We start from the raw sequence: 25,358 nt of genomic DNA, 5'->3' as shown, positions 1-25,358 counted from the left end.
CTGTCGGATGCTGAAAGCAAATGAAGATAAGAACATTGGTGAAAAAAGGAGAAATCATTCATGAACACACAACAATTGTTCCGTGAACTTACACAAGAACAAATCAAGTCAGACGTCCCTGCGTTCCGTCCTGGGGATACAGTCCGTGTACACGTTAAAGTCGTCGAGGGTACGCGTGAGCGTATTCAGCTCTTCGAAGGCGTAGTCATCAAACGTCACGGTGGCGGCATCAGTGAAACATTCACAGTCCGTAAAATTTCTTACGGAGTTGGCGTTGAGCGTGCTTTCCCGCTCCACTCACCACGTGTTGCACAAATCGAAGTTGTTCGCTACGGTAAAGTCCGTCGTGCGAAACTTTACTACCTCCGTAACCTTCGTGGTAAAGCGGCGCGTATTAAAGAAATTCGTCGTTAATCATGTGAAAAAGTGGCTTGTCTCCGGACAAGCTTCTTTTTTTTGTTGTTTATGCGTATACTAGTCCATAGGAAGAAATTGCGTTAATCAAGGGAGTGGAATTCGTGAAGGAGTTATTCAGTTGGGTAAAAGCGCTCGTCGTAGCGCTTGTCATCGCGTTCATCATTCGAACGTTCCTGTTCGTACCCGTCATCGTCGATGGGGAATCGATGATGCCGACCTTACACAATGCGGATCGGATGATCGTCAATAAGATTCCGTATTATTTTAATGAACCAGAAAGAGGCGATATCGTCGTCTTTCATGCAACGGAAACACGCGACTATATCAAACGAGTGATCGCTGTTCCGGGAGATACGATGTATTATAAAGACGATACGTTGTACGTCAACGATAAGAAAGTAGCTGAACCGTATTTAAAAGAGTACAAAGCTCAGATGAATGGTGTTCCATTGACGGAGGACTTTACACTTGAGGAACGGACAGGAAAAACGACTGTTCCAAAAGGGAAGGTATTCGTCATGGGAGATAATCGTCAAAATTCAAAAGATAGTCGTGATATCGGTTTTGTGGATGAGGATCAAATCGTCGGAACGACGAACTTCGTATTCTATCCATTCAATGATGTACGCTCTGTCGATTAAAACGAAAGAAGATGAGACGCTTACCGTGAAAAGTAAGTACCTCATCTTCTTTTCTTGTCTTAAGTTGCGTATACTAGAGAGTGGATGTTTTTTCAAGTATCGTATGATCAGCAAGAAGTCCAGGAATATATGAACGAGGTGAAGGATATGACGATTCAATGGTTCCCCGGTCACATGGCCAAAGCACGGCGGGAAGTTACAGAAAAATTAAAGTTGATCGATGTCGTGATCGAACTTGTCGATGCACGTCTTCCAATGTCGAGCCGTAACCCGATGGTCGAACAAATCACGGCAGGTAAGCCACGATTGATCGTCCTCAACAAAGCGGATATGGCGGACAAACGAGTGACAGAACAGTGGATGCACGCATTACGGGCAGATGGTGTCGATGTCGTCGCGGTCGACGCGAAGCACAATAAAGGATTGAATCAAATTCATGAAGGTGCTTTACGACTAATGAAAGAAAAACATGCACGAATGCGGGAGAAAGGTCGGAATCCGAGTGCGATTCGTGCCTTGATCATCGGCATTCCAAACGTTGGGAAGTCGACACTCATCAATCGACTCGCCGGTCGGAACATTGCGATCACGGGTGACCGCCCAGGTGTGACGAAACGCCAGCAATGGATCAAGATGAAGACAGGTGAGATGGAATTACTCGATACACCAGGTATCCTCTGGCCGAAGTTCGACGATCAAGTCGTCGGGTATCGGTTGGCAGCGACAGGAGCGATCAAGGATGATATCTTAAACATCGACGATATCGCGCTGTTTGCCCTTCGTGAGCTAAAGACGCGTTATCCAGAGCAGTTACGTGAGCGTTATCGTCTCGACGAAGTATCAGGAGAAGCGGTTGATGTACTCGAAGCCATCGGTAAAAAGCGCGGATTCGTTTCGGGTGGCTACGTCGATTTCGAACGGACGAGTGAAATGCTTCTGCATGAACTACGGACGGAAAAGCTAGGGCGTGTGACGCTCGAAACAGTGGAAGAATGGGAAACGCATGCATAACGGACTTGGACATCCTTTGATGTCCAAGTTTTTTTCAAAGGAGCGAAACAGATGAAGATTACGGAATTAAAGGAACGTCTACACGACATCACGATCGAGGAGTTTTCACAATTGAAGCAGGAACTCGCATCGGACGCGCGAAAAGGGGTGCATACACTGTTTCGTCAGACAGAACGACGATTTGCCCTCGAAGAGCAACAACGGATCGATTTCAAGGAGCGGTTCACGTTCGAAGAACAGTATCATCAGCAAGGATATAGACGGATTGCCGGAGTGGATGAAGTGGGACGGGGACCGCTTGCTGGTCCAGTCGTCGCGGCAGCTGTCATCTTACCAGAAGGGTTCTATCATCCAGGACTAACAGATTCAAAACAAATGAGTAAAATACAACGACAAGCGGCATTTAAACACCTACAAGACGTTGCAGAGATTGCGGTCGGCATCATCGAACCAGCTGAAATTGACGAGATCAACATCTATCAAGCATCGAAACGGGCAATGCAAGTCGCGGTTCGTCAACTCAAACCTGATGCCTTGCTGGTTGATGCAATGACACTCGACGATGACACACCACAACTCTCTCTCATCAAAGGAGATGCGAGAAGTGTCTCCATCGCAGCAGCAAGCGTCGTCGCAAAAGAGACACGAGATGCGATGATGGAACAATACGCGATCGAGTATCCGGGATACGGATTTGAAACTCACGCAGGTTACGGGACTGCGACGCATTTACAAGCGCTTGATACACTGGGCGTCACACCGATTCACCGAAAAACATTCCGTCCTGTCAAAGAACGTCTCTAGGAGGGATCGAGCATGCACATCGAACATCGTGCCTTACTACCATTTAAAATCATCGATCATGCGAACTTACCGTTACGGGAAGGCGCAAACATCGTCGGCAAAGTCTTAAAACTGTTGCCGGACGGATTAATGGAACTACAGGTCGGTCAACGCGTCTTGACGGCAGGGACGACGGCTGAACTAAAAGAAGGGAGCATGTATCGCTTTCAAGTCGTTTCAGCAGAAGGACAACCGGTCTTAAAAATCATCTCGACTGAGTCTGTCCCGCAAAAATCAGCATTACCCCAGTTACTCGGTTCCTTTTTACAGCGCCAGACGGTACCGACTGCGGAAACACGGGAACTACTAAGGCAAATCGGTCAACCCGTGACGGAAGGAGAAGCGAAGCAGTTAAAACACGCTCTTACTGAACTCGTTCAATTGGCAAAGGGCGACGAGGCAGGTCGATCGCTTGATCGAAAGACGAGTGATCAGATTTTGGCGCAACAACTCGTTCAAGCAACAAATGAAGTAGGAAAAGGAGTATATTTATTTCAATTACCTCAATTCGGACCTTTCGAAGATGTTGATCTCATGATGGAAGCACCGTTCGAACGAACGTTTGATCCAAATCATGCCCTGGTCGTCTTATACTTACAATTACCGACGCTTGGTGAGGTCGCAATTGATGTCTTGATCGTAGACCGGAACGTTTCGATTTCCGTCTTTCATCCAAACGCACACGTCAATACGTTCATGCAAGCCTATACGCCTCAGATTCAAGCACGACTCGAGGAACAGGGCTATGCGTTGACACGATTCGATTGGGTCGAACAGACGAAAGAACGCATACCACATGATATCTCGACGCGTAATGGAAGGGTGGATCTCCATATATGAAAAAAGCGATTGCTCTATCATACGAAGAACAAATGCATGCGCCGAAAGTCGTCGCTAAGGGATCAGAACACATCGCGGAACGGATTTTAGAAGAGGCATTAAAGCACGATATTCCGATCCGGCAGGACGAAACGCTGATGACGTTACTGGATGCTGTTCAAGTATCAGAACAGATCCCAGAAGAACTATACGGTGTCATTGCCGAATTATTCGCCTTTTTATATCGTCTTGATCAAGATGGAATTCTGAAAAAATAAAGCTTTCGGTCGATAACGATAGACAGCGCTTCCAATTTTAACTACAATGAAAGAGCCGAAACTAAAGGGGTTAAGGGGGATTTTTTCATGAATGTACATGAGTATCAGGCAAAAGAATTACTTCGTTCGTACGGGGTACCCGTACCAAACGGAATCGCAGCCTTCACCGTCGAAGAGGCGGTCGATGCATCAGAACAATTGTCAGGCCCGATTAAAGTCGTCAAAGCTCAAATTCACGCGGGGGGACGCGGTAAAGCAGGTGGCGTCAAGCTTGCGAAATCGCAAGAAGAAGTGAAGGAATATGCGACGGAGTTACTCGGCAAAACGCTCGTCACGCACCAAACAGGTCCCGAAGGAAAAGTCGTTCAACGTCTTCTCGTCGAAGAAGGCTGTGCGATTGATAAAGAATACTATCTTGGAATCGTACTTGATCGTGTGACAGGACGTGTCGTCATCATGGGATCAAGCGAAGGTGGTATGGACATCGAAGAGGTGGCGGAAGCGACACCGGAAAAAATCATTAAAGAAGTCGTCGATCCTGCAGTTGGTCTTCAAGGATTCCAAGCGCGTAAACTTGCGTTCGCAATGGGTGTTCCTGTGAAGCTCGTCAACAAGTTCGTCGGTATGGTCACGAAACTTTATAATTTCTTCGTCGACAAGGATTGTTCAATCGCAGAAATTAACCCACTCGTTACGACGAAGGATGGCGAAGTTCTCGCGCTGGACGCGAAGTTGAACTTCGACTCGAACGCATTATATCGTCATGCGGACATCGTGGCGTTACGTGATGAAACAGAAGAAGATCCACGCGAAGTCGAAGCATCGAAGAGTGATTTGAACTACATCGCGCTCGATGGAAATATCGGCTGCCTCGTCAATGGTGCTGGTCTTGCCATGGCAACGATGGATATCATCAAACACTTCAGTGGTGATCCTGCGAACTTCCTTGATGTCGGTGGTGGTGCGACGAAGGAGAAGGTAACAGAAGCCTTCAAACTGATCTTGTCGGATGAGAACGTTAAAGGGATTTTCGTTAACATTTTCGGTGGAATCATGAAATGTGACGTCATCGCAGAAGGTATCGTTGCGGCGACAAAAGAAGTCGGTCTCGAATTGCCGCTCGTCGTTCGTCTTGAAGGGACGAATGTTGATGCAGGAAAACAAATTCTCAAAGATTCAGGTCTAGCGATTACAGCAGCTACATCAATGGCAGACGGCGCAGAAAAAATTGCTGCGCTCGTGAAGTAAGGGGGAGCTAAAGATGAGTATTTGGGTGAACGAATCGACGAAAGTCATTATTCAAGGGATTACAGGTAATCAAGGGATGTTCCATGGTGAACAGATGATCGACTACGGAACAAACCTCGTAGGTGGTGTCACACCAGGAAAAGGCGGTACGGAAGTACTTGGTGGTGTTCCTGTCTTCGATACGGTCGCACAAGCGGTCGACAAAACAGGTGCGAACGCATCGATTATCTACGTGCCACCAGCATTCGCAGCAGATGCGATCATGGAAGCAGCAGATGCGAACATCGCATTGATCATCTGTATCACGGAAGGTATTCCAGTTCTTGATATGGTTAAAGTAAAACGTTACCTTGAGGGCAAGCCAGTTCGTCTTATCGGACCAAACTGTCCAGGCGTCATCACTCCAGGTGTCGCAAAACTTGGTATCATGCCAGGATACATCCATACACCGGGACATGTCGGAATCGTTTCGCGTTCTGGAACGTTGACGTATGAAGCCGTTCATCAATTGACGACGGCAGGCATCGGTCAATCGACAGCTGTCGGTATCGGGGGCGACCCAGTCAATGGAACAGACTTCATCGATACACTAAAAGCGTTCAATGAAGATCCAGAAACAAAAGCCGTCATCATGTTAGGTGAAATCGGTGGAACAGCGGAAGAAGAAGCGGCTGAGTGGGTCAAAGCGAACATGACGAAGCCAGTCATCGGTTTCATTGGTGGTCAAACGGCTCCTGCCGGTAAACGGATGGGTCACGCAGGTGCGATCATTTCCGGCGGTAAAGGAACAGCTGCTGAAAAAATCAAGACACTCCGTGCAAACGGAATTGAAGTGGCAGAAACACCAGCTGTCATTGGTGAGACGTTAATCCGTGTCATCAAAGAAGCAGGGATCTATGACGAGTGCGTGACGAACAGCACAGTCAAATAAATCAAAAAAAGAGCTGTCCTGATCAAATCAGGACGGCTTTCTTCTATATAAATAAGAAGCTTAAAGAAGGAGCGTTGATCTCATGAATCGAGAACTGTATGTCCGCTTCGCCATGTGTCAGGTACCGTATCCGATTGTTCAATTGATTGAACGGTTCGGAATCGTTCCAAGTCATGAATTACCCGTTTCAAATCGGCTTCGAAAACGATATGAACAAGCACTGCAACTTGATCGGATCGAAGAGTCGATTCTAGTTAAAGGAGATCCACTGTTTCCAACCGTACTACTGACGATTCCTCAACCTATCTATGCCCTCTTTTACCGCGGTGATCCGTCCCGCCTAACTCTTCCACGCATCAGTATCATCGGTAGTCGAACTCCCTCACCGCAACACCTTTCCCGCATGCATTTTCTACAACCCTTCTTTCATCCAGATCTCGCCACCGTTTCCGGAGGCGCATATGGCATCGATGCCCTCGTCCATCGTCTATCCTTAAAACATCAACAGACAACGATTGCGGTTCTGGCCGGCGGACTTGATCGTCTATATCCTACTTCCCATGCTGCTCTTTTTGAACGTATCTTCTCGAATGGTCTTCTTCTCTCCGAATATCCACCTGGCACACCCATTCAAAAATTTCAATTTCTAGAACGAAATCGGATTATTGCCGGCTTGTCCTCGTCGTTGATCATCGTCGAGGCAGCAAAACGAAGTGGTACGATGAACACAGCAAGTCACGCGCTTGATCAAGGAAAAGATGTCTATTGTTTACCGGGGTGTCCGACTGAAACGTTCTTTGCCGGAACGAATCAATTGATCGCAGAAGGAGCGATTCCACTCCTTGATCCGGAAGAAGTTTCAAAAACTATTCGGCTGAACGTTGACAAATGGGAATCGAGACTACTATGATAAGTGAGATTAAAATACGGAGTACGCCTCTAATAGGGAGCGATTGCAATGGCAAAATATCTAGTAATCGTCGAGTCACCCGCTAAGGCAAAAACCATTAAACGTTATCTCGGATCCAACTATACCGTGAAAGCGTCGATGGGGCACGTCATTGACTTGCCGAAAAGCCAAATGGGAGTCGACGTCGAACATGACTATGAACCGAAATATATCACGATCCGTGGTAAAGGTCCGGTCTTAAAAGAACTCAAGACAGCTGCGAAAAAAGCACAAAAAATCTATCTCGCAGCCGACCCCGACCGTGAAGGGGAAGCGATCGCATGGCATTTAGCCAAAGCATTAGGCGTTGATGAATCAACAGAGTGCCGCGTCGTTTTCAATGAAATCACGAAAGATGCCATCAAGGATTCGTTCAAGCGACCACGCAAGCTCAATTATGATCTTGTGGATGCACAGCAAGCACGTCGTATCTTGGACCGCCTTGTTGGTTATAGCATGAGTCCGTTATTATGGAAGAAGATCAAAAAAGGTTTATCTGCAGGACGTGTACAATCGGTTGCCGTTAAGATGATTATCGACCGGGAACAAGAAATCAATGCGTTCATGCCAGAAGAATACTGGACGATCAAACTCGAACTCGATGCAAACGGTGAAAAGCTCGAAGCAAACTTCTACGGAGTGGATGGTAAGAAACGTGAACTTCATTCGCAAGAAGAAGTCGATCAAATCTTGAATCAACTCTCAGAAGACTTCACAGTTGATTCCGTCACGAAAAAAGAGCGGAAACGGAATCCAGCGTTACCGTTTACGACTAGTTCTTTGCAACAGGAAGCAGCACGTAAACTGAATTTCCGAGCGAAGAAGACAATGATGATCGCACAACAGCTATACGAAGGAATCGAGATCGGAAAAGAAGGTACGGTCGGTTTGATCACGTATATGCGTACCGATTCAACACGGACGTCTGAATCGGCGAACCTCGAAGCACACGGGTTCATCGAGCAGGCGTATGGAAAAGAATACATCGCAAGTGAAAAACGCAAAGAAAAAAAATCAGCGAACTCACAGGATGCGCACGAAGCGGTTCGCCCGACTTCGACAATGCGTGAACCACAACTCGTTAAATCGTATCTATCGCGTGACCAATTCCGTTTATATAAACTGATCTGGGAACGATTCGTCGCAAGTCAGATGGCGCCAGCAATTCTCGATACCGTCAAAATCGACCTTGTCTCGAACGATGTTATGTTCCGTGCGAACGGATCAACTGTTAAATTCCCAGGCTTCATGAAGGTTTACATCGAAGATACCGATGATGAGGCCGTCACCGACGTCAAGGAAGGATTACTTCCTCCACTTGATAAAGGGGAAGAGTTGAAACAATCAGCAATCGAACCGAAGCAACACTTTACTCAACCACCACCACGTTATACGGAAGCGCGTCTTGTCCGGGCGATGGAAGAACTCGGAATTGGTCGTCCGTCGACGTATGCGCCGACACTTGATACGATTCAAAAACGGGGTTACGTGACGCTTGAAGAGAAGAAATTCTTACCAACGGAACTTGGTGAACTCGTCATCGATATGATCAGCGACTATTTCCAAGAGTTCATCACTGTCCAGTTCACGGCAGACATGGAAGCTTTACTCGATGCGATCGAAAAAGGCGACATGCAGTGGACGGAAGTCGTCGATCCAATCTATAAATCCTTTGCGAAACGTCTGACACGAGCGGAAGCAGAGATCGAGAAGATTGAAATCAAAGATGAACCAGCTGGAGAAGATTGTGAAGTCTGCGGTCATCCGATGGTCATAAAGATGGGACGTTATGGTAAGTTCATGGCGTGCTCGAATTTCCCAGAGTGTCGTAACACGAAACCGATCCAAGTCGAGATTGGTGTGAAGTGTCCGACATGTGGAACGGGCGATATCGTCGAACGACGAAGTAAAAAAGGACGTTTGTTCTACGGTTGTTCGAACTATCCGGAATGTGAGTTCGTTTCGTGGGATAAACCGGTCGAAGAACCATGTCCGGTATGTAGCAGTATGATGGTACAAAAGAAAATCAAGAACGGTGTGAAAGTAGAATGTACATCTTGTGGACATCATGAAACACGCATCGATCAGGAGCAAGAGGAGGAATGACCGTTGAAACGTGTAACGGTAATCGGCGCGGGACTTGCAGGTTCTGAAGCAGCATGGCAACTTGCAAAACGCGGCGTACAAGTAGATTTATATGAAATGCGGCCAGTCAAACAGACACCCGCGCACCATACAGACCAATTCGCAGAACTCGTCTGTTCGAACTCACTTCGGGCAAATCAGCTGACGAACGCAGTCGGTGTATTAAAGGAAGAAATGCGTCAGCTCGATTCCTTGATCATGAAGGCGGCAGACTTAGCGAGCGTCCCAGCAGGTGGAGCACTTGCTGTCGATCGGCATGACTTTGCAGGATACGTGACGGAAACGTTGAAAAACCATCCGAACGTTACAGTCCACCATGAAGAAATCGAAGCGATTCCAGATGGTCCGACGATCGTTGCGACGGGTCCGTTGACGAGTGCGGCATTATCGGAATCACTTAAACAATTCACAGGCGAAGATTACCTGTACTTCTTCGATGCAGCGGCACCGATTCTCGACGGGGATACAATCGATCGTGAGAAGGTGTACCTAAAATCGCGTTACGATAAAGGGGAAGCTGCCTACTTGAATTGCCCAATGACGGAAGAAGAATTCCAACTCTTCTATGACGAGCTAATCAATGCGGAAGTCGTTCCGTTGAAGGAATTCGAAAAAGAGATTTACTTCGAAGGATGCATGCCTTTTGAAGTACTCGCTTCTCGTGGTCCGAAAACGCTCTTATTCGGACCAATGAAGCCAGTCGGACTCGAAGATCCGAAAACAGGAAAACGACCATATGCTGTCGTTCAACTGCGTCAAGACAATTCAGCAGGGACACTGTTTAATCTCGTCGGCTTCCAGACACATTTAAAATGGGGCGAACAAAAGCGGATCATTCGTTTGATTCCAGGTCTTGAAAATGCAGAAATCGTCCGTTATGGTGTTATGCATCGGAACACGTTCGTCAACTCACCGAACTTGTTGAAACCGACTTATCAAACACGTACGCGTGACGACTTGTTCTTTGCTGGTCAAATGACAGGGGTCGAAGGATACGTCGAGTCAGCAGCATCCGGCTTGACTGCCGGAATCAATGCGGCGCGTCTTGTTAACGAGGCAGAACTGGTTACATTCCCGCAAGAGACGATGATGGGTGCAATGTCGCATTACATCACGACGACGGAGGGGAAAAATTTCCAGCCAATGAATGCCAACTTCGGTTTGGTTCCGGCACTTGTCGGTCACCCGGTTCGGATGAAAAAACCAGAGAAGTATGCGCTCTATGCAGAGCGAGCGCTTGAAGCGATCAAAGATTTCACGGATATGTGATTGTTGATGGGGAGAAAGGCGTGATTCAGCGCTCTTTCTCCCCATTTCTTAATTTGTCATAAAAGCGTGATAATTTCGTTAATTTTTCGGTTTTTGGTCTATTGTCAGACTACTTGGTCTGTGCTATGCTAAGGGCGATTCGAGAATGAAATGGTCAGAAGGGGGCGCATTCATGGGGATAGACACTGCTTTTGAGCGACTGCTAGAAGATTTCATGCGGTATGTTCATATTGAACGTCAATTATCTCCGAATACAGGTCGCTCTTATGATCAAACACTTCGACAATACGCCGCTTTTTGCCGCGATCATCAATTACGATCGATTGAATTGGCAAGTGCACGGCGTTATTTGTATGCTCTTTACGATCAGGAGCTGGCGCGAGCAACGATTGCGCAAAAAGTTTCCTGCCTCAAACAATTTGGTCGTTTTTTGACACGTGACACCGATGAACCTAATCCATTTGATGGATTAAAAGCACCAAAACGACAACAAGGACTTCCGACATTCCTTGTCCCAACGGAATATGAACGTTTCCTCGATGCATTTCGATCGAGTGATACGCTTGGTAACCGGAATGTCGCGTTAGTGGAACTTTTATATGCGACGGGTATGCGAGTCAGCGAGGTCGTTCAACTGGATCTTCGTGATCTCGCAACTGATCATTCCTACGTCCATGTGTATGGAAAAGGTGGGAAAGAGCGCATTGCGCCAATTGGAACCTTTGCGAAAGATGCATTAGAACTGTACTTACCATCACGAGATCCAGTTGCAGGTCATGAGCAAGCATTGTTCTTGTCTCATTCAGGACGTCGATTGACGACGGATGCGATTCGGAAAATCATGAAAAAAGGAGAACAACTCGTTGGGAAACATGTGACACCCCATGCGCTTCGTCATAGTTTCGCGACGGATTTGCTAGAAAGAGGAGCCGATTTGCGAGCGGTCCAGGAGCTACTTGGACATGCATCTCTTTCGACGACCGGTCAGTATACACACGTAACAACGGAACGATTACGACATGTTTATCAACAAGCACATCCTCGTGCCTAAGGGAGGAAACATTGATGTTTCATGCAACGACGATTTTTGCGATTCAACATAACGGACAATCCGCGATGAGTGGAGACGGACAGGTGACTTTCGGAAACCAAGTCATCATGAAGAAAAGTGCGAAAAAAGTACGGCGCCTCTATGGTGGCAAAGTCATTGCCGGATTTGCTGGAAGTGTCGCGGACGCGTTTACACTCTTTGAAAAATTCGAAGCGAAGCTTGAAATGTATAACGGGAACTTACAACGGGCAGCTGTTGAACTGGCGAAGGAATGGCGAGGCGATAAGATGTTGCGTCAACTAGAAGCACTCTTACTCGTCATGGATGGAACACATCTGTTACTTGTATCCGGAAACGGAGAAGTCATCGAACCGGATGACGGCATTCTTGCGATCGGTTCAGGTGGTAATTATGCGCTTGCTGCAGGTCGCGCGTTAGCTCGACACGCAAGTCATCTCACGGCAGAAGAAATCGCTCGTGCGGCGCTTGAGACGGCTGGAGAACTCTGTGTCTTTACGAACGATCAAATCATCTTAGAAACGATCGGAGGCAATGACCATGCATGAATTGACGCCAAGACAAATCGTCGAGAAGTTGAATGAACATGTCATCGGACAAGCTGATGCTAAACGTGCGGTGGCGATCGCTTTACGTAATCGATACCGTCGACAATTACTCGATGCATCGATGCGGGATGAAGTCACGCCAAAAAATATCCTGATGATCGGACCTACCGGTGTCGGAAAAACAGAGATTGCGCGACGTCTCGCGAAACTCGTCCGAGCGCCGTTCGTCAAAATCGAAGCGACGAAGTTCACGGAAGTAGGATATGTCGGTCGCGACGTAGAATCGATGGTACGAGATCTTGTGGAAGCGTCTCTACGTCTTGTCAAAGATGAGAAAAAAGAAGCGCTTAAAGATCGGGCGGAGGCAGTGGCGAACGAACGAATCGTTGATGCGTTGTCTGGCAAAAAAGCGTCATCTGGTCTCGGTGGTGGAACGAATCCGTTTGAGATGTTGTTCGGTGGGAACCAAAAGCAACAAGAGCCAGATACATCGGAAGCAACAGCTGATCGTTCGCTACTCCGTCAGCAATTGCTGACAGGTCAACTCGAAGATCGAATGATCGAGGTCGATGTTGAAGAACGTCAAGTTGATTTATTCTCCGGACAACAAGGCATGGAGGGGCTCGCAAATCTTCAGGATATGCTTGGACAAGTCATGCCGAAGAAAACGAAGAAGCGCCAGCTCACGGTTAAAGAAGCACGTCCGATTTTGACCGCAGAAGAAGCGGAACGATTGCTTGACTTAAATGAAGTTCATGACGAAGCGGTCCGCCGTGCAGAACAAATGGGCATCATTTTCGTTGATGAGATTGATAAGATTGCGACAAAGGGACATGATTCAGCAGGTGTTTCACGAGAAGGTGTTCAACGAGATATTTTGCCGATCGTTGAGGGATCGACGATCGTCACGAAATATGGACCAGTCAAGACGGATCATATCTTGTTTATCGCTGCCGGTGCATTCCATATGGCGAAACCGTCTGATCTAATTCCTGAACTCCAAGGTCGTTTCCCGATCCGTGTCGAACTCGACAGTTTGACGGAAGATGACTTTGTTAAAATTTTAACTGAACCGAATCAAGCATTACTCAAACAATATAAAGCATTACTAGGGGCAGAGCACGTTCATGTCACCTTTACAGAAGAGGCCATTCGTGAAATTGCACGGATTGCTGCACAGGTAAACGATGAGACGGATAATATCGGAGCGCGGCGCTTGTATACGATCATGGAGCGCGTACTTGAAGAATTATCCTTCGAAGCAGCAGACATGCCTGAAACGGATGTAACGATCACGCCACAATACGTGACGGATCGTGTTGGAAAAGTAGCAGATGATCGAGACTTAAGTCAGTTCATCTTATAAAGTGGAGGAAGAAAAAATGAATTTATTGGCGAAAACGCGGAAGCTGAATACGATGTTACAACAAGAAGCAAGCACACATGTTGATTTCAAGGTCATGGCTGATCGGCTCAGCGAAGTCATGGAATCGAACACATTCATCGTAAGTCGACGCGGTAAGTTACTAGGTATCGCAATTAAGCAACAAATCGAAAATGACCGGGTCCGTGGTTTCTTGGAAGAACGCCAATTCCCGGAAGATTACACGAAAAAATTATTTAACGTCACTGAAACGACAGCAAACATTGCCATCGATAGCGAACACACGGCATTCCCAGTCGACAACCGTGATACGTTCGAAACGTCGAAAACGACGATCGTACCAATCATCGGTGGTGGAGAACGCCTTGGTACGCTTGTCCTAGGCCGTATGGTAGAAGATTTCAACGAAGAAGATCTCGTGCTTGCAGAGTATGGGGCGACAGTCGTTGGGATGGAAATCCTTCGTGAGAAGGCTCATGAAGCGGAAGACAAGGCACGTAAGAAAGCAGTCGTTCAGATGGCGATCAATTCGTTATCTTATTCAGAACTCGAAGCAATCGAACATATCTTCGAAGAACTCGAGGGTAATGAAGGACTACTTGTCGCTTCAAAAATTGCCGATCGTGTTGGTATTACGCGTTCTGTTATCGTCAATGCACTTCGTAAACTCGAAAGTGCAGGAGTCATCGAGTCACGTTCGCTTGGTATGAAGGGAACGTATATTAAAATCTTAAATGATAACTTCCTATATGAATTAGAGCGAATTAAATCAAACTAAAAATAGAAAATGGATATTAATAAATAAGAGACCTAGTAAAGTACTAGGTCTCTTTTGTTTGACTAGGTATTATTTATCATTTTTATAAGAAAAGGGAATAAAAAACAGAATATTAGCATCTCATTACCCTATTTTTCAAAAAACTTCTTTTCAAACATTGACCTATTTGTTTCAATTATTTCAGATGTGTTACTAATGACTTAATATTTGTCGCAAATTCGAATACTAGTTCCATGAGTGGAGGAAAGAACATGAATTGGTTAGGGTCTGACTACAGTTTGATGACGCAAGCCGTCAATCGAACGGTCATGGCACAAGAAGTTATTGCTAAAAATATCGCGAATGTCGATACACCGGGTTATAAGGCGAAGCGAGTGGCGTTTGGAGATGTTCTCGATTCAGAGATGAAGATGAGCCTGAAACGTCATGCAACAATCGGAACGACCGGTAGTATCGTCGATCGACCAAATACGATGCGTAATGATGGAAACGGTGTCGATATCGATCTTGAGATGTCTGAATTATCACGCAATCAAATTGAGTATGAGGCGCTCGTGGAGCAATTAAATCGTAAGTTCTCGGGTATCCAGTCTGTCATCCGGGGAGGAAAATAATCGATGAGTATGTTCAATGGCTTTCATACATCTGCGTCTGGGCTTACTGCCCAGCGTTTACGACTGGATACTGTCTCAGCAAACATCGCCAATGCTCAAACGACACGTGGTGAGCTTGTCAACGGTCAATGGCAACCCTATGCAAGGAAACTTGCTGTTTTAAAAGAAACTGCTAATGGGGTCACGGTCAGCGAATTGAAGAAAGATCCTGAACCATTCAAATTAGAATATAATCCGACGCATCCAGATGCGGATGAACTTGGATACGTCAAGATGCCGAATGTCGATCTATTGAAAGAAATGGTCGACATGATGGGAGCGACACGTTCTTACGAAGCGAACGTAACGGCCTTAAATGCAACAAAAGCGATGCTCGTCAAAGCGATGGAGATCGGTAAATAAATAGAGGAGATGACGGGATGGCAATTCAACCTATTCAAAACATGCAAATGGTCTTACCCACTCAGACAATCGCGAAGACGACACCAAGTGATTTCAGTGAGGTGCTCAGCGAGGCGATGAACGGACTGAATGCAACACAGCAAGCCTCATCTCAAGCGCGTGTCGACCTAGCGACAGGGAAGACGACGGATCTACATAACATCATGATTAAAACAGAAGAGGCATCGCTTTCTATGCAACTCGCCCTTGAAGTCCGAAACAAAGGCATCGAAGCATACCAAGAAATGATGCGTATGCAACTGTGACTGTTAAGGAAAGCGTGGGAGATGTTGAATGAACGAACGAATAAAAGCTCGATTCGGAGCTATGAATACGACATGGAAAGAGTGGTCACTTGCGAAAAAAGCGATGATTCTTGGAAGCATCGTCGTCGTTTTAGCAGCGTTGATTGTCGCCACTATCTGGTTATCTAAACCAACGATGACGCCACTTTATTCGAAATTGTCACCTCAAGAGGCAGGGCAAGTAACAGAAAAGCTAAATGAGGATGGAATCGCGTCGGAAGTCGTCAGCTCAGCAAACGGTGTGACGATTCTCGTTCCGGAAGCAAACGTGGAAAACTTGAAAGTCGAATTAGCAACGGCAGGTATTCCGAAGTCTGGTCAGATTGATTATTCCTTCTTTAGTGAGAATGCTGGATTTGGTACGACAGATAAAGAAATGAATATTCTTGAACGCGATACGATGCAGACAGAACTTGAAAACTTGATTACACAAGTTAACGGAATCGAGTCTGCAAAAGTCATGATTACTCTTCCAGAAAAGAGCGTCTTTCTCTCCGATGAAAAAGAATCTTCAACGGTTTCTGTCGTCTTGACTTCTAGTGCGGGTAGTAATCTGAACAATCAAACAGTCCAAGGTCTTTACCATCTGATTGCAAAGAGTATCCCGAACTTAAAAGAAGAAAATATTACGATCATGGATCAGTACTTTACGTACTACGAGCCAGGTAACGCTACGCAAACAGCGGGCGGGACAGATCCGATGGCGCTGAAAAAAACGACGGAAAACGATTTACGTAAACAGATTCAACAAATGTTGTCTGTCGTTCTCGGTCCACAAAAAGCACTCGTTTCGGTTACGGCAGATGTCGATGTCACGAAACGTCAGGAAGAACAAAAGCTTGTTGAACCAGTAGATCCCGATAAAATCGAAGGGATTGTCACATCGGCAGAAAAAGTAGCAGAGGCGTATACAGGGTCTGCGAATGCCGGAACAGCAGGTACGGGACAAAATGAGACGACGAACTTCCCAGCAGGTACTGGAACGACCGGTGATACGAGTGAGAAGACGCACGACATCATCAACTATGAAGTCAATCGCATCACGAAACAGATTACAGGTGCTCCTTATGAAATTCGGGATTTAGGAATTCAAATCATCGTCGAGCCGCCAAAAGGTCAAAATCAAATCGATCCGCAATTACAGACGGATTTACAAACGATGATGTATTCCATCATCCGGACGTCGTTAACGAAGACGGATGCGAAAACGACGCTGACGGATGCAGAACTTGCTAATAAAGTCGTTGTCATGTCTCGACCGTTCGCTAAAACAACGACGGCGACGAAAACGACGACAATGACACCGATGTGGGTATGGTTCGCGCTTGGTGGTGCAGCAATCCTCGTCATTGGAGCAGTCATTCTCCTCATGCGTCGACGGAGAGCGAATGAAATCGAAGAACTTGAGGAATGGACGCCGATCGAAACCGAAATTCCTGAACTCTCAACAGAAGATACAAGCGATGGTGCGGTCAAACGCAAACAGCTTGAGAAACTCGCCGCGTCTAATCCGGATGAGTTCGCAAAATTATTACGTACTTGGTTAGCGGAGGATTGATGAGATGAAGAAGCTAGAAATGAACAGTCGTGAAAAGGCTGCGATTCTCATGATTTCGTTAGGTCCTGAAGTCGCTGCCAGTGTATATAAACATTTATCGGAAGAAGAGATGGAATGGTTAACCCTTCAAATCTCTAGCATGAAACGGATTGATCCAGAAGAGAAGTTAGTCGTCCTTGATGAGTTTCATGAACTAGCGATGGCGCAGAACTATATCACGCAAGGTGGAATCGGATTTGCTAAATCTGTCCTTGAAAAAGCACTTGGCGAAGAAAAAGCGATGGAACTCATCTATCGCCTGACGTCGACGTTACAAGTCCGTCCGTTTGAGTTTGCACGCAAGGCAGATCCGAAACAGCTTCTGAACTTCATTCAAAATGAACATCCACAAACGATCGCACTTGTTCTTGCTCATCTCGATCCTGCAAAATCAGGTCAGATTCTCTCGGAGCTCCCGGCAGAAGCACAGTCCGATGTAGCAAGACGGATTGCGACGATGGACCGGATGAATCCGGAAATCATCAGCGAGGTAGAACAAATTCTTGAACGGAATCTATCACAAGCAGGGATGCAAGATTTTGCTCAATCGGGAGGCATCGAGGCTGTCGTTCAAGTATTAAATGGCGTCGACCGCACAACGGAACGAACGATTCTCGATACGCTCGAGATTCAGGATCCAGAACTTGCGGAAGAAATCAAAAAACGGATGTTCGTCTTCGAAGACATCGTCACACTCGATGCTCGGGCGATACAGCGAATCATTCGCGAAGTCTCAAACGAGGATTTACTATTGGCACTCAAAGTATCGTCAGACGATGTCAAAGACATGGTCTATCGCAACATGTCACAACGGATGGTCGAGTCGTTCAAAGAGGACATGGAATTCATGGGTCCTGTGCGTCTCCGAGACGTCGAAGAAGCTCAAAGTCGAATCGTCGGAATCATCCGCCGCTTAGAGGACATGGGTGAGATCGTCGTTGCTCGTGGTGGAGGAGATGATATTGTTGTCTAACGTCATCAAAAGACAAGCAGTAATTGAACGACAGGAGCGAACGCTCGTGCAGGTTCGGACTAGTCAGGAAGAGCCTACGATCGTTCCAGATACATTCTACGAAGAGAAGATGGCAGAAGGACACGCTGAGTTAGAGCGCCTTAGACAGGCGATGCTCCTAGATTTCGAACAGCGTCAACAGCAGTTCGAGCAAGAACGCCTTCAAGCGTTAGAAGAAGCACGTCAACAAGGGTATCAAGCTGGATTTGAAACAGGACATGCGGAAGGACAAGCAACGTTTGAAGAGCGGATTGCCAAAACGAATTCGTTTGCTGATCGCCTAGAAGAGCAGAGTCAAGAACGATTGATGCGACTAGAACATGAATTATGTGTCCTCGGACTCCAAGTGACACATCAATTTTTAGAACAGTTACATGATGAAGAGGAAGAAGCGTTATACCAATTGTTACATCAATTGATCATTCAGTTCCGCGATCGTGAAAAAATCATCATCTATGCGTCACCGGCGGATTTTGAACGGGTCGTGTTACTTGAAGAACGACTACAAGGCGTTCTAGGTGCCAACGCAACGATTCAATTGCGATTTGATCCAGCGTTAAAGGCACGCGATTATCGGATTGATTCGGAGAATGGAGCGATCACTGGCGGTTTAACCAGTGGCTTTGAAGCATTGCAAACCAAAATCAATGAGGTTTTACATCATGTTTAATCTCAATGCGATGCAGGCCGCGGTTCGAGAAATTCGCTCAGAAGAACTTGTACAGCACTCTGGTAAGGTCGTCCAAGTGATCGGGTTGATGATCGAATCGCGAGGACCGACAGCAGTGGCAATCGGTGAGCGGTGTTTAATCCAAATCCAACAACGTCAGACAATCGAAGCAGAAGTCGTCGGATTTAGAGAAGGGCATGTCCTACTCATGCCATACGGTGAAACGACATCGATTGCTCCAGGCTCGATTGTTCTTGCGACAGGAAAACCACTCCACGTTCCAGTAGGGAACGAACTGATTGGTAAGGTGCTTGATGGTCTAGGAAGACCACTAGATGGTGAGTCATTAGAAAATTTACGCACGACATCGATCGTTCGTAAACCACCTAGTCCACTCGAACGTCCTCGCATCAGTGATGTTCTCTCGACTGGCATTCGTGCCATTGATGGACTGTTGACAGTCGGTCAAGGACAACGTGTGGGTTTGTTCGCAGGATCAGGTGTCGGAAAATCGACATTACTCGGGATGATCGCGAAACGATCGACAGCAGACATCAATGTCATCGCTTTGATTGGTGAACGAGGACGTGAAGTCAAGGAATTTGTAGAGGCAGAACTTGGTGAAGAGGGGATGAAACGATCTATTTTAGTCGTAGCAACGAGCGATCAACCTCCACTTGTTCGTCTAAAAGGTGCCTATACGGCAACGGCAATCGCTGAATATTTTCGAGATCAAGGGAAAAATGTGGTCTTGATGATGGACTCAGTTACTCGTTTTGCGATGGCACAGCGGGAAATCGGTCTTGCAACAGGTGAACCCCCTGCGTCGAAAGGATATACACCAAGCGTATTCGCTCTGCTTCCTCAGCTACTTGAACGGAGCGGGAAAACACAAGACGGTTCGATTACTGCTTTCTACACAGTCCTCGTCGATGGAGACGACATGAATGAACCAATCGCCGACGCCGTACGAGGGATCTTAGACGGTCACTTCGTTCTGGATCGTAACCTTGCGAACAAAGGGCAGTTCCCAGCGATTCATGTCTTACGGTCCATCAGCCGTGTCATGAATCAAATTACGACATCTGAACAAAAGACCGCTGCTGTCGCATTTCGACAATTGTTATCGACGTATCTCGATTCGGAGGACTTAATCAATATCGGAGCATACAAAACAGGAACGAACCCGGAAATTGACCGTGCCGTCGATACGTATCCGGAGCTGATTCGTTTCTTGAAACAACAAATTCATGAAGACAGTGATTTCGAAGCGGCTTGTCATCAACTCATGGCAACGATTCAGTAAGGAGGACGAATGATGAAGACGATCTATGAACGAATCATTCCTTTAGCTGAAGCGGAGAAGGATCGCGTCGCTAAAGAACTGAGCCTTCATAAAAAGCAATATGAGCTTGAAGTCGAAAAATTATATCATCTGCTCGTTCGATATGAGTCCTTTCTGAAGGCACAAGATGAGATTGGCGTCGTGGAACTGACGTCTTCGCAATATCGAGAACGCGCTCGGGATGTCGTGAAGCAGGAAATCGAACGACAGCAATTGTACGTGACACAATCGAAAAATCGTTACGAACGTACACAAGAAGCACTCGAACGAGCGTTAATCGAAGAGAAGAAATTTAGTCGTCTCCAAGAGAATCATTCAGTCGAAACGAAACGAATCGAAGCATTGACGGAACAAAATCAATTAGATGAACTGGCATTGTTACAGTTTGGAAGAGGACGGATGATATGAGTGAAAATAAAACATCAAAAGGGTGGATTTTACCTTTATTGGTCATTCCTTTGATTTTAATCTTGTTGACGGCTTATTTCGTATTGAATTATGCGAATGGACGTCCACTACTATCCTTACCGTTCGCAACCGAAAAAACGACTACGAATCAGGCGAATCCATCAGCAGAACTCGAACGTCGTCTGAAAGTAGCGAATCAAGAGATCAAAAAATTACGCAATCAAAGTAAGGAACAATCGGATACCTTAAAAGCGAAAGAGCAGGAAGTTGAACGTTTGATTGCTGAGAGGGATCAGTTAAAACAGACACCTGCGCAAACAACGGATCAAACAAAAACGACGAAGAAAAAAACAGCATCCGTGACGGATGTATATGCTGAAATGGCACCAAAGGATGCTGCGCTGATTTTAAATGAACTCAGTCCGACCGAAGTCGTACCAATCATCGAGGACATCGATGCGGAACAACAGGCGGCGATCATTGCCAAGATGGATGCTAAGAAAGCAGCCGCCTTGACACAGTTACTCGCGACGAAGTAAGGAGGGAAGCCTGATGAACATGACGGAAGTAACACAACCATCCTTCCCGACCTTAAATACAGGATCAGGAAAAAAAGGAGAGATGACTACGGTTGGTGGTCAATTCGCCTCATTACTTGATTATCTGACAAAACTGCCGACGGCGTTACCGTCATCAGTCTCAGCGGATGCGATGACACTCGAGCCGGAAACGGAGACGCAACCCTTACCGGACTGGATGCAACAACTTGTAGACCAGCCGGATGAGATTCTCTCCTTACTGAAACAACCAGAAGTAGAGGCGTTAAAACAAGACCCAAAGAAAATGGAGCAACTTCTAGCGTTCGTCAAACAATTGCTCGAAGGAAATATGGAGCAGGCGAAAGGTCAGTTCGATCAATTGCCACCATCACTTCAACAGTTCGTCTTGCAGACAATGACGAATGATACGATCAAAGTAAAAGATTATGACACGAACATGTTAAAGCAGTCGCCAGTTTCAACAATGGACGGAGTGGTTTCTGCGATGCCAGTGAAACAGACACTCCCGCAAACTGGTTCTGTTGTCGAAACGATCAAGCCGGACACTGTAGCTGTAGCCGAGCAGGCAAAAGGAAAAACACCGCTTCCGTTAGCATTCGCTTCACTCATGCGAAAAGCGACCATGCCCGTCGATCCAGAAGGAAAAGCCGCACCGCCTCCGATGAGTATGCCGATTTACAGAGGCACTCCGTTGCAAACGATTCGTCCAGTGCCGCTACCTGTCCCAGAACAGATTCAACAACGGATTGAAGCCGCACTGCAGCAAGCACCATTCATAAAAGGTGCGGATGGGTCCACACGATTGTCGATTCGCCTGTACCCAGAGCAACTTGGTGAGGTTGTCGTTCAACTCGATCGTAAAGAAGGGGCATTGACTGTCAAACTATTTGCGAGCACCGAGCAAGCAAAACAATCAATCGAGCAACAACTTGGGAAATTACAAACCGTCTTGCATCAACAGACACCAGTCGTAAAGATCGAGACGGGGATGATTGCTTCGAGTGCGCGGGAGTTCCAACAATCTTTCACACGTGATCAGCAGGAGCATGAGTCACCGTATCAAGAGACACCCGTTCCAGTAGACGAAGAAGAGGAGGAAGACGATGACTGACGCAATCAAAACGGATAGTAGTTCATACCAGCTTCCTGAAAAATCACAGGTACCGACGAATAAAGCGATGGATAAGGATATGTTCATGAAAATTCTGATTGCCCAGCTTTCGAATCAGGATCCAACAGCACCGATGGAAGACAAGGATTTCATCGCTCAAATGGCCCAGTTTTCTTCGCTGGAACAGATGCAAGCAATCGGGAAGACGATGGATACGATGGTCTTGAACCAACATGCAACAGCATTGCTGTCCTACAGCAATCTGATTGGTAAAAAAGTCAGTTATGAAGCGGAGTCGAAGACGACGGATGCTTCAGGTGCTGAGCAGACGACCACCGTCGAAGAGACAGCCAGTGTCGTTAGTGTAAAACGGGATGGGCTGGATATCATGGCCGAACTATCGAACGGAAAACAGATCAGTGTTTACGAGTTGACGCAGATTCAATCAAAGGAGGAAAAATAATGTTACGTTCAATGTATTCAGGAATCAGTGGGCTTAAGAACTTCCAGACAAAACTGGATGTCGTCGGGAATAACATCGCGAACGTCAACACGTTCGGTTATAAAAAAGGACGGGTGACGTTTAAAGACCTCGTCAGTCAATCGGTCGGCTCATCATCTGGTGCAGGCGGCAATGTCGGTGGGACGAACCCGAAACAGGTCGGTCTTGGAGCATCGATGTCAACAGTCGATAATGTGTATAACCAAGGTGCGCTTCAGAATACAGGTCGCGTCCTCGATGTCGGGATCTCTGGGGAAGGATTCTTCCAGGTCGTCACGGCGGAAGGGATTCGTTATACCCGTTCAGGTAACTTCTATACGGATCTTGATGGAAACTTAGTTACAGGTGACGGAAACTACTTAATCGGTACCGGGACACAAGCAGCTGCAAACGGTACTCCGCCAGTACCACTCCCGGAAGCAGGTGGTGCAGGATTCCAAAAACTAAAAGTACCAACGGATGCACGTAACTTATCGATTGGTAAAGACGGTCTCGTCACTTACGTCGATACGACGGGAGCATTGCAAAACGTCGGTTATATCACGATCGCGAACTTTGCTAACCCGGGTGGTCTAGAAAAATCAGGTGTCAACGTATTCGCCGCATCACAGAACTCAGGTCCACCGGTACTCGGAACACCGAGCTTGAACGGAATGGGACAGTTGACGTCGGGAACGCTTGAGATGTCGAACGTCGACTTATCAGAAGAATTCACGGAGATGATCATTGCTCAACGTGGTTTCCAGGCGAATACACGAATCATCACGACATCGGACCAGGTTCTTGAGGAACTGGTCAATTTGAAACGATGATCACGTTAACGACGTTACGTAACGCACCACTCGTACTGAACGCCGTGTTGATCGAATCCGTCCGTTCTACACCGGATACGACGATTCAACTCATCGGAGGACAGATTTATGTCGTGAAGGAATCAATGGAAGAGGTCAAAGCAATCGCAATCGCTTTTTATCAACAAATCGGATTAGCGGGCTTGAACAGTGTAAGGAGGCTCGAAGATGGCCGAGGAAAAGAAGAAGAGTAAACTGAAAATCCCCTTGATCATGATCATTGTTGCAGCATTGATGATCGGGGCAGGATACATGATCATGAATTATTTTTTAGCAAATGACACGACGGAAGCAAAAGTTGAACAACCGACAGGTGAAGAACTTGATGCACGAAGTCTGCAAACGGACGACTTGACAACGAACATCGCTGACGAACGTTTCTTAAATGTCCAGTTCACGATCGTCACCGATGATCAAGCAACGCGTGACGATTTAGAATTACGAAAGTTTCAAATCAATAACATCATCTTGGGTGACCTTTCGGCTATGAAAAAGTCGGACTTAGACTCAAAAGCGGATATGGAGAAGCTTGAAGAGCGGTTACGGATGCAATTCAAAAAGCTCATCCAAGAAGGCGATGTCCAGCGTGTCTACACGACGAAAAAAATCATCCAGTGAGGTGGCAGCATGAGCGAAGTATTATCCCAACATGAAATCGATGCCTTGCTATCAGCCATTTCAAGCGGAGATATGGAAGTCGAGGAAATCCGAAGTCAAGAGGAGCAGCGTCGAGTCAAGGTCTATGACTTTAAACGAGCACTCCGTTTCTCAAAAGATCAATTACGGAATTTGACGCGTATTCATGAACAGTTCGCCCGAGTCTTGACGACACATTTTTCTGCACAACTTCGGACATATGTTCAGTTCACGGTTAATACGGTCGAACAACTTCCGTATGATGAATTCATTCATTCCATTCCGAACATGACGTTGATCAATCTAGTCAATCTTCATCCGCTCGATGGAAAAGTCTTATTTGAAGTCAATCCGAACATCGCCTATGCGATGCTCGATCGTTTACTTGGGGGACCAGGTGAAGGAATGAACAAGATCGAGAATTTGACGGAAATCGAGACACGTATACTAACACAACTGTTCAAGCGTGCCTTCGTTCAATACGGGGCGGCTTGGGAGTCGGTAACAGAAGTCGAAGCGGAATACGATGATTTGGAAATCAATCCGCAGTTTCTGCAACTGGTCTCTCCAAATGAGACAGTCATTCTCGTCTCGATTTACGTAACGGTCGGAGAAGTGAGCGGTACGTTGAATGTCTGCTTGCCGTTCGTGACCCTTGAATCCGTTCTTCCGAAATTATCAAGTCATTATTGGATGCAACAAGAAAAGCGAACGACAGCAGATAATCAAGAGTCTGAACACATGCAAACGCAGTTGATGAGTTCCGTCGTCGATTTAAAAGCAGTGCTCGGCCAAACAGAGCTTTCGTTTGGTGAATTGTTACACCTCGAAGTAGGCGATTGTTTATCCCTGAAGACACGAGCCTCGGATGCCGTCGATGTATTCGTCGACGACCGGAAGATGTTCAAGGCGCGACCGGGATTAAACGGGAAACACCTCGCTTTGCAAGTCTTACAACGAATTGAGGAGGAATAAC

Annotated in this window: 30 protein-coding genes; all 30 read left to right on the top strand. The window is 46.5% G+C overall.

Annotated elements, in window-relative coordinates:
* Window positions 1-60 precede the first annotated feature (60 nt).
* The 30 genes from rplS (at window position 61) to fliM (ending at window position 25,357) form a co-directional block, all read left to right on the top strand.
* Entirely contained in the window at window positions 61-414 is a 354-nt protein-coding gene (rplS, locus tag B3S86_RS08320; protein WP_023468738.1) for a 50S ribosomal protein L19, read from the top strand.
* Window positions 415-518: 104 nt separating this feature from the next.
* Complete coding sequence (gene lepB, locus B3S86_RS08315) at window positions 519-1,058, top strand: signal peptidase I (RefSeq protein ID WP_035406947.1); 540 nt, start codon at window positions 519-521, stop codon at window positions 1,056-1,058.
* Between the two features lie 147 nt (window positions 1,059-1,205).
* Window positions 1,206-2,069, top strand: a complete 864-nt coding sequence (gene ylqF / locus B3S86_RS08310; protein WP_035409511.1) for a ribosome biogenesis GTPase YlqF — start codon at window positions 1,206-1,208, stop codon at window positions 2,067-2,069.
* A 51-nt stretch (window positions 2,070-2,120) separates the two neighbouring features.
* The gene (locus B3S86_RS08305; protein ID WP_290751413.1) at window positions 2,121-2,873 is read left to right on the top strand and encodes a ribonuclease HII; all 753 of its coding nucleotides are present in this window, start codon (window positions 2,121-2,123) and stop codon (window positions 2,871-2,873) included.
* Window positions 2,874-2,885: 12 nt separating this feature from the next.
* Window positions 2,886-3,752 (top strand): flagellar hook-length control protein FliK, encoded by an 867-nt coding sequence (locus tag B3S86_RS08300; protein WP_290751410.1) that lies wholly within the window; start codon window positions 2,886-2,888, stop codon window positions 3,750-3,752.
* A complete protein-coding gene (locus B3S86_RS08295; protein WP_035406955.1) occupies window positions 3,749-4,009 on the top strand; it encodes an EscU/YscU/HrcU family type III secretion system export apparatus switch protein in 261 nt (86 codons plus the stop codon). Before B3S86_RS08300 ends, B3S86_RS08295 begins: the two co-directional genes overlap by 4 nt.
* Before the next feature lie 87 nt (window positions 4,010-4,096).
* Window positions 4,097-5,257 (top strand): ADP-forming succinate--CoA ligase subunit beta, encoded by a 1,161-nt coding sequence (sucC, locus tag B3S86_RS08290; RefSeq protein ID WP_023468732.1) that lies wholly within the window; start codon window positions 4,097-4,099, stop codon window positions 5,255-5,257.
* A 13-nt stretch (window positions 5,258-5,270) separates the two neighbouring features.
* Window positions 5,271-6,188, top strand: coding sequence for a succinate--CoA ligase subunit alpha (sucD, locus tag B3S86_RS08285; protein WP_035406957.1), 918 nt, complete (start codon window positions 5,271-5,273; stop codon window positions 6,186-6,188).
* A gap of 82 nt (window positions 6,189-6,270) precedes the next feature.
* Window positions 6,271-7,098, top strand: a complete 828-nt coding sequence (gene dprA, locus B3S86_RS08280; protein WP_035406959.1) for a DNA-processing protein DprA — start codon at window positions 6,271-6,273, stop codon at window positions 7,096-7,098.
* A 48-nt stretch (window positions 7,099-7,146) separates the two neighbouring features.
* Window positions 7,147-9,243 (top strand): type I DNA topoisomerase, encoded by a 2,097-nt coding sequence (gene topA, locus B3S86_RS08275; protein ID WP_035406961.1) that lies wholly within the window; start codon window positions 7,147-7,149, stop codon window positions 9,241-9,243.
* A 3-nt stretch (window positions 9,244-9,246) separates the two neighbouring features.
* A complete protein-coding gene (gene trmFO, locus B3S86_RS08270) occupies window positions 9,247-10,551 on the top strand; it encodes an FADH(2)-oxidizing methylenetetrahydrofolate--tRNA-(uracil(54)-C(5))-methyltransferase TrmFO (protein ID WP_290751400.1) in 1,305 nt (434 codons plus the stop codon).
* A gap of 145 nt (window positions 10,552-10,696) precedes the next feature.
* The gene (locus B3S86_RS08265; RefSeq protein WP_231496840.1) at window positions 10,697-11,602 is read left to right on the top strand and encodes a tyrosine recombinase XerC; all 906 of its coding nucleotides are present in this window, start codon (window positions 10,697-10,699) and stop codon (window positions 11,600-11,602) included.
* Between the two features lie 14 nt (window positions 11,603-11,616).
* Complete coding sequence (gene hslV / locus B3S86_RS08260; RefSeq protein ID WP_023468727.1) at window positions 11,617-12,168, top strand: ATP-dependent protease subunit HslV; 552 nt, start codon at window positions 11,617-11,619, stop codon at window positions 12,166-12,168.
* A complete protein-coding gene (gene hslU, locus B3S86_RS08255; RefSeq protein ID WP_035406964.1) occupies window positions 12,161-13,534 on the top strand; it encodes an ATP-dependent protease ATPase subunit HslU in 1,374 nt (457 codons plus the stop codon). Before hslV ends, hslU begins: the two co-directional genes overlap by 8 nt.
* Window positions 13,535-13,550: 16 nt before the next feature.
* On the top strand, window positions 13,551-14,330 hold the full coding sequence (gene codY, locus B3S86_RS08250) for a GTP-sensing pleiotropic transcriptional regulator CodY (RefSeq protein WP_023468725.1): 780 nt from the start codon (window positions 13,551-13,553) through the stop codon (window positions 14,328-14,330).
* 251 nt (window positions 14,331-14,581) lie between these two features.
* Window positions 14,582-14,944: a flagellar basal body rod protein FlgB gene (gene flgB, locus B3S86_RS08245; protein WP_035406967.1), complete on the top strand. Its 363-nt coding sequence runs from the start codon at window positions 14,582-14,584 to the stop codon at window positions 14,942-14,944.
* Between the two features lie 3 nt (window positions 14,945-14,947).
* Window positions 14,948-15,346 carry a flagellar basal body rod protein FlgC gene (gene flgC / locus B3S86_RS08240; protein WP_035406970.1) on the top strand — a complete coding sequence of 133 codons (399 nt, stop codon included), beginning with the start codon at window positions 14,948-14,950 and terminating at the stop codon, window positions 15,344-15,346.
* Between the two features lie 17 nt (window positions 15,347-15,363).
* Complete coding sequence (fliE, locus tag B3S86_RS08235) at window positions 15,364-15,651, top strand: flagellar hook-basal body complex protein FliE (protein ID WP_035406973.1); 288 nt, start codon at window positions 15,364-15,366, stop codon at window positions 15,649-15,651.
* 28 nt (window positions 15,652-15,679) lie between these two features.
* Window positions 15,680-17,248, top strand: a complete 1,569-nt coding sequence (gene fliF / locus B3S86_RS08230; RefSeq protein WP_290751392.1) for a flagellar basal-body MS-ring/collar protein FliF — start codon at window positions 15,680-15,682, stop codon at window positions 17,246-17,248.
* 4 nt (window positions 17,249-17,252) lie between these two features.
* Window positions 17,253-18,260, top strand: coding sequence for a flagellar motor switch protein FliG (gene fliG / locus B3S86_RS08225; RefSeq protein ID WP_035406978.1), 1,008 nt, complete (start codon window positions 17,253-17,255; stop codon window positions 18,258-18,260).
* On the top strand, window positions 18,244-18,969 hold the full coding sequence (locus tag B3S86_RS08220; protein WP_290751385.1) for a FliH/SctL family protein: 726 nt from the start codon (window positions 18,244-18,246) through the stop codon (window positions 18,967-18,969). Before fliG ends, B3S86_RS08220 begins: the two co-directional genes overlap by 17 nt.
* A 10-nt stretch (window positions 18,970-18,979) precedes the next feature.
* Window positions 18,980-20,275 carry a flagellar protein export ATPase FliI gene (gene fliI / locus B3S86_RS08215; protein WP_290753250.1) on the top strand — a complete coding sequence of 432 codons (1,296 nt, stop codon included), beginning with the start codon at window positions 18,980-18,982 and terminating at the stop codon, window positions 20,273-20,275.
* A gap of 12 nt (window positions 20,276-20,287) precedes the next feature.
* Window positions 20,288-20,722, top strand: coding sequence for a flagellar export protein FliJ (locus tag B3S86_RS08210; protein WP_290751383.1), 435 nt, complete (start codon window positions 20,288-20,290; stop codon window positions 20,720-20,722).
* On the top strand, window positions 20,719-21,261 hold the full coding sequence (locus B3S86_RS08205) for a magnesium transporter MgtE N-terminal domain-containing protein (RefSeq protein WP_056062230.1): 543 nt from the start codon (window positions 20,719-20,721) through the stop codon (window positions 21,259-21,261). The genes B3S86_RS08210 and B3S86_RS08205 overlap by 4 nt, the downstream gene beginning before the upstream one ends.
* Before the next feature lie 13 nt (window positions 21,262-21,274).
* Window positions 21,275-22,393, top strand: a complete 1,119-nt coding sequence (locus B3S86_RS08200) for a flagellar hook-length control protein FliK (RefSeq protein ID WP_290751376.1) — start codon at window positions 21,275-21,277, stop codon at window positions 22,391-22,393.
* A complete protein-coding gene (locus B3S86_RS08195) occupies window positions 22,386-22,856 on the top strand; it encodes a flagellar hook capping FlgD N-terminal domain-containing protein (protein WP_035406995.1) in 471 nt (156 codons plus the stop codon). The genes B3S86_RS08200 and B3S86_RS08195 overlap by 8 nt, the downstream gene beginning before the upstream one ends.
* Window positions 22,856-23,707, top strand: coding sequence for a flagellar basal body rod protein FlgG (flgG, locus tag B3S86_RS08190; RefSeq protein WP_035406998.1), 852 nt, complete (start codon window positions 22,856-22,858; stop codon window positions 23,705-23,707). Before B3S86_RS08195 ends, flgG begins: the two co-directional genes overlap by 1 nt.
* Entirely contained in the window at window positions 23,704-23,940 is a 237-nt protein-coding gene (locus B3S86_RS08185; RefSeq protein ID WP_035407001.1) for a flagellar FlbD family protein, read from the top strand. The genes flgG and B3S86_RS08185 overlap by 4 nt, the downstream gene beginning before the upstream one ends.
* Window positions 23,915-24,364, top strand: coding sequence for a flagellar basal body-associated FliL family protein (locus B3S86_RS08180; protein ID WP_035407004.1), 450 nt, complete (start codon window positions 23,915-23,917; stop codon window positions 24,362-24,364). Before B3S86_RS08185 ends, B3S86_RS08180 begins: the two co-directional genes overlap by 26 nt.
* A 9-nt stretch (window positions 24,365-24,373) precedes the next feature.
* Window positions 24,374-25,357 carry a flagellar motor switch protein FliM gene (fliM, locus tag B3S86_RS08175; protein ID WP_029342065.1) on the top strand — a complete coding sequence of 328 codons (984 nt, stop codon included), beginning with the start codon at window positions 24,374-24,376 and terminating at the stop codon, window positions 25,355-25,357.
* The last annotated feature ends 1 nt before the right edge of the window (window position 25,358 follow it).

This window comes from Exiguobacterium sp. UBA3968 (assembly GCF_002385115.1).
Classification (GTDB): Bacteria; Bacillota; Bacilli; order Exiguobacteriales; family Exiguobacteriaceae; genus Exiguobacterium_A.
The sequence above is the reverse complement of the archived record's forward strand: the minus strand, read 5'-3'. Positions and strand labels throughout refer to the sequence as shown.

What these genes read in the sequence shown, in the direction of transcription:
- fliM (WP_029342065.1), top strand. Translation starts at nt 24,374, where the DNA reads ATGAGCGAAGTATTATCCCAACATGAAATCGATGCCTTGCTATCAGCC.
- codY (WP_023468725.1), top strand. Translation starts at nt 13,551, where the DNA reads ATGAATTTATTGGCGAAAACGCGGAAGCTGAATACGATGTTACAACAA.
- B3S86_RS08180 (WP_035407004.1), top strand. Translation starts at nt 23,915, where the DNA reads ATGGCCGAGGAAAAGAAGAAGAGTAAACTGAAAATCCCCTTGATCATG.
- B3S86_RS08265 (WP_231496840.1), top strand. Translation starts at nt 10,697, where the DNA reads ATGAAATGGTCAGAAGGGGGCGCATTCATGGGGATAGACACTGCTTTT.
- B3S86_RS08300 (WP_290751410.1), top strand. Translation starts at nt 2,886, where the DNA reads ATGCACATCGAACATCGTGCCTTACTACCATTTAAAATCATCGATCAT.
- B3S86_RS08295 (WP_035406955.1), top strand. Translation starts at nt 3,749, where the DNA reads ATGAAAAAAGCGATTGCTCTATCATACGAAGAACAAATGCATGCGCCG.
- hslU (WP_035406964.1), top strand. Translation starts at nt 12,161, where the DNA reads ATGCATGAATTGACGCCAAGACAAATCGTCGAGAAGTTGAATGAACAT.
- B3S86_RS08205 (WP_056062230.1), top strand. Translation starts at nt 20,719, where the DNA reads ATGAGTGAAAATAAAACATCAAAAGGGTGGATTTTACCTTTATTGGTC.
- topA (WP_035406961.1), top strand. Translation starts at nt 7,147, where the DNA reads ATGGCAAAATATCTAGTAATCGTCGAGTCACCCGCTAAGGCAAAAACC.
- B3S86_RS08305 (WP_290751413.1), top strand. Translation starts at nt 2,121, where the DNA reads ATGAAGATTACGGAATTAAAGGAACGTCTACACGACATCACGATCGAG.
- B3S86_RS08185 (WP_035407001.1), top strand. Translation starts at nt 23,704, where the DNA reads ATGATCACGTTAACGACGTTACGTAACGCACCACTCGTACTGAACGCC.
- fliF (WP_290751392.1), top strand. Translation starts at nt 15,680, where the DNA reads ATGAACGAACGAATAAAAGCTCGATTCGGAGCTATGAATACGACATGG.
- fliG (WP_035406978.1), top strand. Translation starts at nt 17,253, where the DNA reads ATGAAGAAGCTAGAAATGAACAGTCGTGAAAAGGCTGCGATTCTCATG.
- flgG (WP_035406998.1), top strand. Translation starts at nt 22,856, where the DNA reads ATGTTACGTTCAATGTATTCAGGAATCAGTGGGCTTAAGAACTTCCAG.
- flgC (WP_035406970.1), top strand. Translation starts at nt 14,948, where the DNA reads ATGAGTATGTTCAATGGCTTTCATACATCTGCGTCTGGGCTTACTGCC.
- flgB (WP_035406967.1), top strand. Translation starts at nt 14,582, where the DNA reads ATGAATTGGTTAGGGTCTGACTACAGTTTGATGACGCAAGCCGTCAAT.
- B3S86_RS08210 (WP_290751383.1), top strand. Translation starts at nt 20,288, where the DNA reads ATGAAGACGATCTATGAACGAATCATTCCTTTAGCTGAAGCGGAGAAG.
- B3S86_RS08195 (WP_035406995.1), top strand. Translation starts at nt 22,386, where the DNA reads ATGACTGACGCAATCAAAACGGATAGTAGTTCATACCAGCTTCCTGAA.
- hslV (WP_023468727.1), top strand. Translation starts at nt 11,617, where the DNA reads ATGTTTCATGCAACGACGATTTTTGCGATTCAACATAACGGACAATCC.
- B3S86_RS08220 (WP_290751385.1), top strand. Translation starts at nt 18,244, where the DNA reads ATGATATTGTTGTCTAACGTCATCAAAAGACAAGCAGTAATTGAACGA.
- rplS (WP_023468738.1), top strand. Translation starts at nt 61, where the DNA reads ATGAACACACAACAATTGTTCCGTGAACTTACACAAGAACAAATCAAG.
- sucD (WP_035406957.1), top strand. Translation starts at nt 5,271, where the DNA reads ATGAGTATTTGGGTGAACGAATCGACGAAAGTCATTATTCAAGGGATT.
- fliE (WP_035406973.1), top strand. Translation starts at nt 15,364, where the DNA reads ATGGCAATTCAACCTATTCAAAACATGCAAATGGTCTTACCCACTCAG.
- B3S86_RS08200 (WP_290751376.1), top strand. Translation starts at nt 21,275, where the DNA reads ATGAACATGACGGAAGTAACACAACCATCCTTCCCGACCTTAAATACA.
- ylqF (WP_035409511.1), top strand. Translation starts at nt 1,206, where the DNA reads ATGACGATTCAATGGTTCCCCGGTCACATGGCCAAAGCACGGCGGGAA.
- fliI (WP_290753250.1), top strand. Translation starts at nt 18,980, where the DNA reads ATGCAGGCCGCGGTTCGAGAAATTCGCTCAGAAGAACTTGTACAGCAC.
- sucC (WP_023468732.1), top strand. Translation starts at nt 4,097, where the DNA reads ATGAATGTACATGAGTATCAGGCAAAAGAATTACTTCGTTCGTACGGG.
- dprA (WP_035406959.1), top strand. Translation starts at nt 6,271, where the DNA reads ATGAATCGAGAACTGTATGTCCGCTTCGCCATGTGTCAGGTACCGTAT.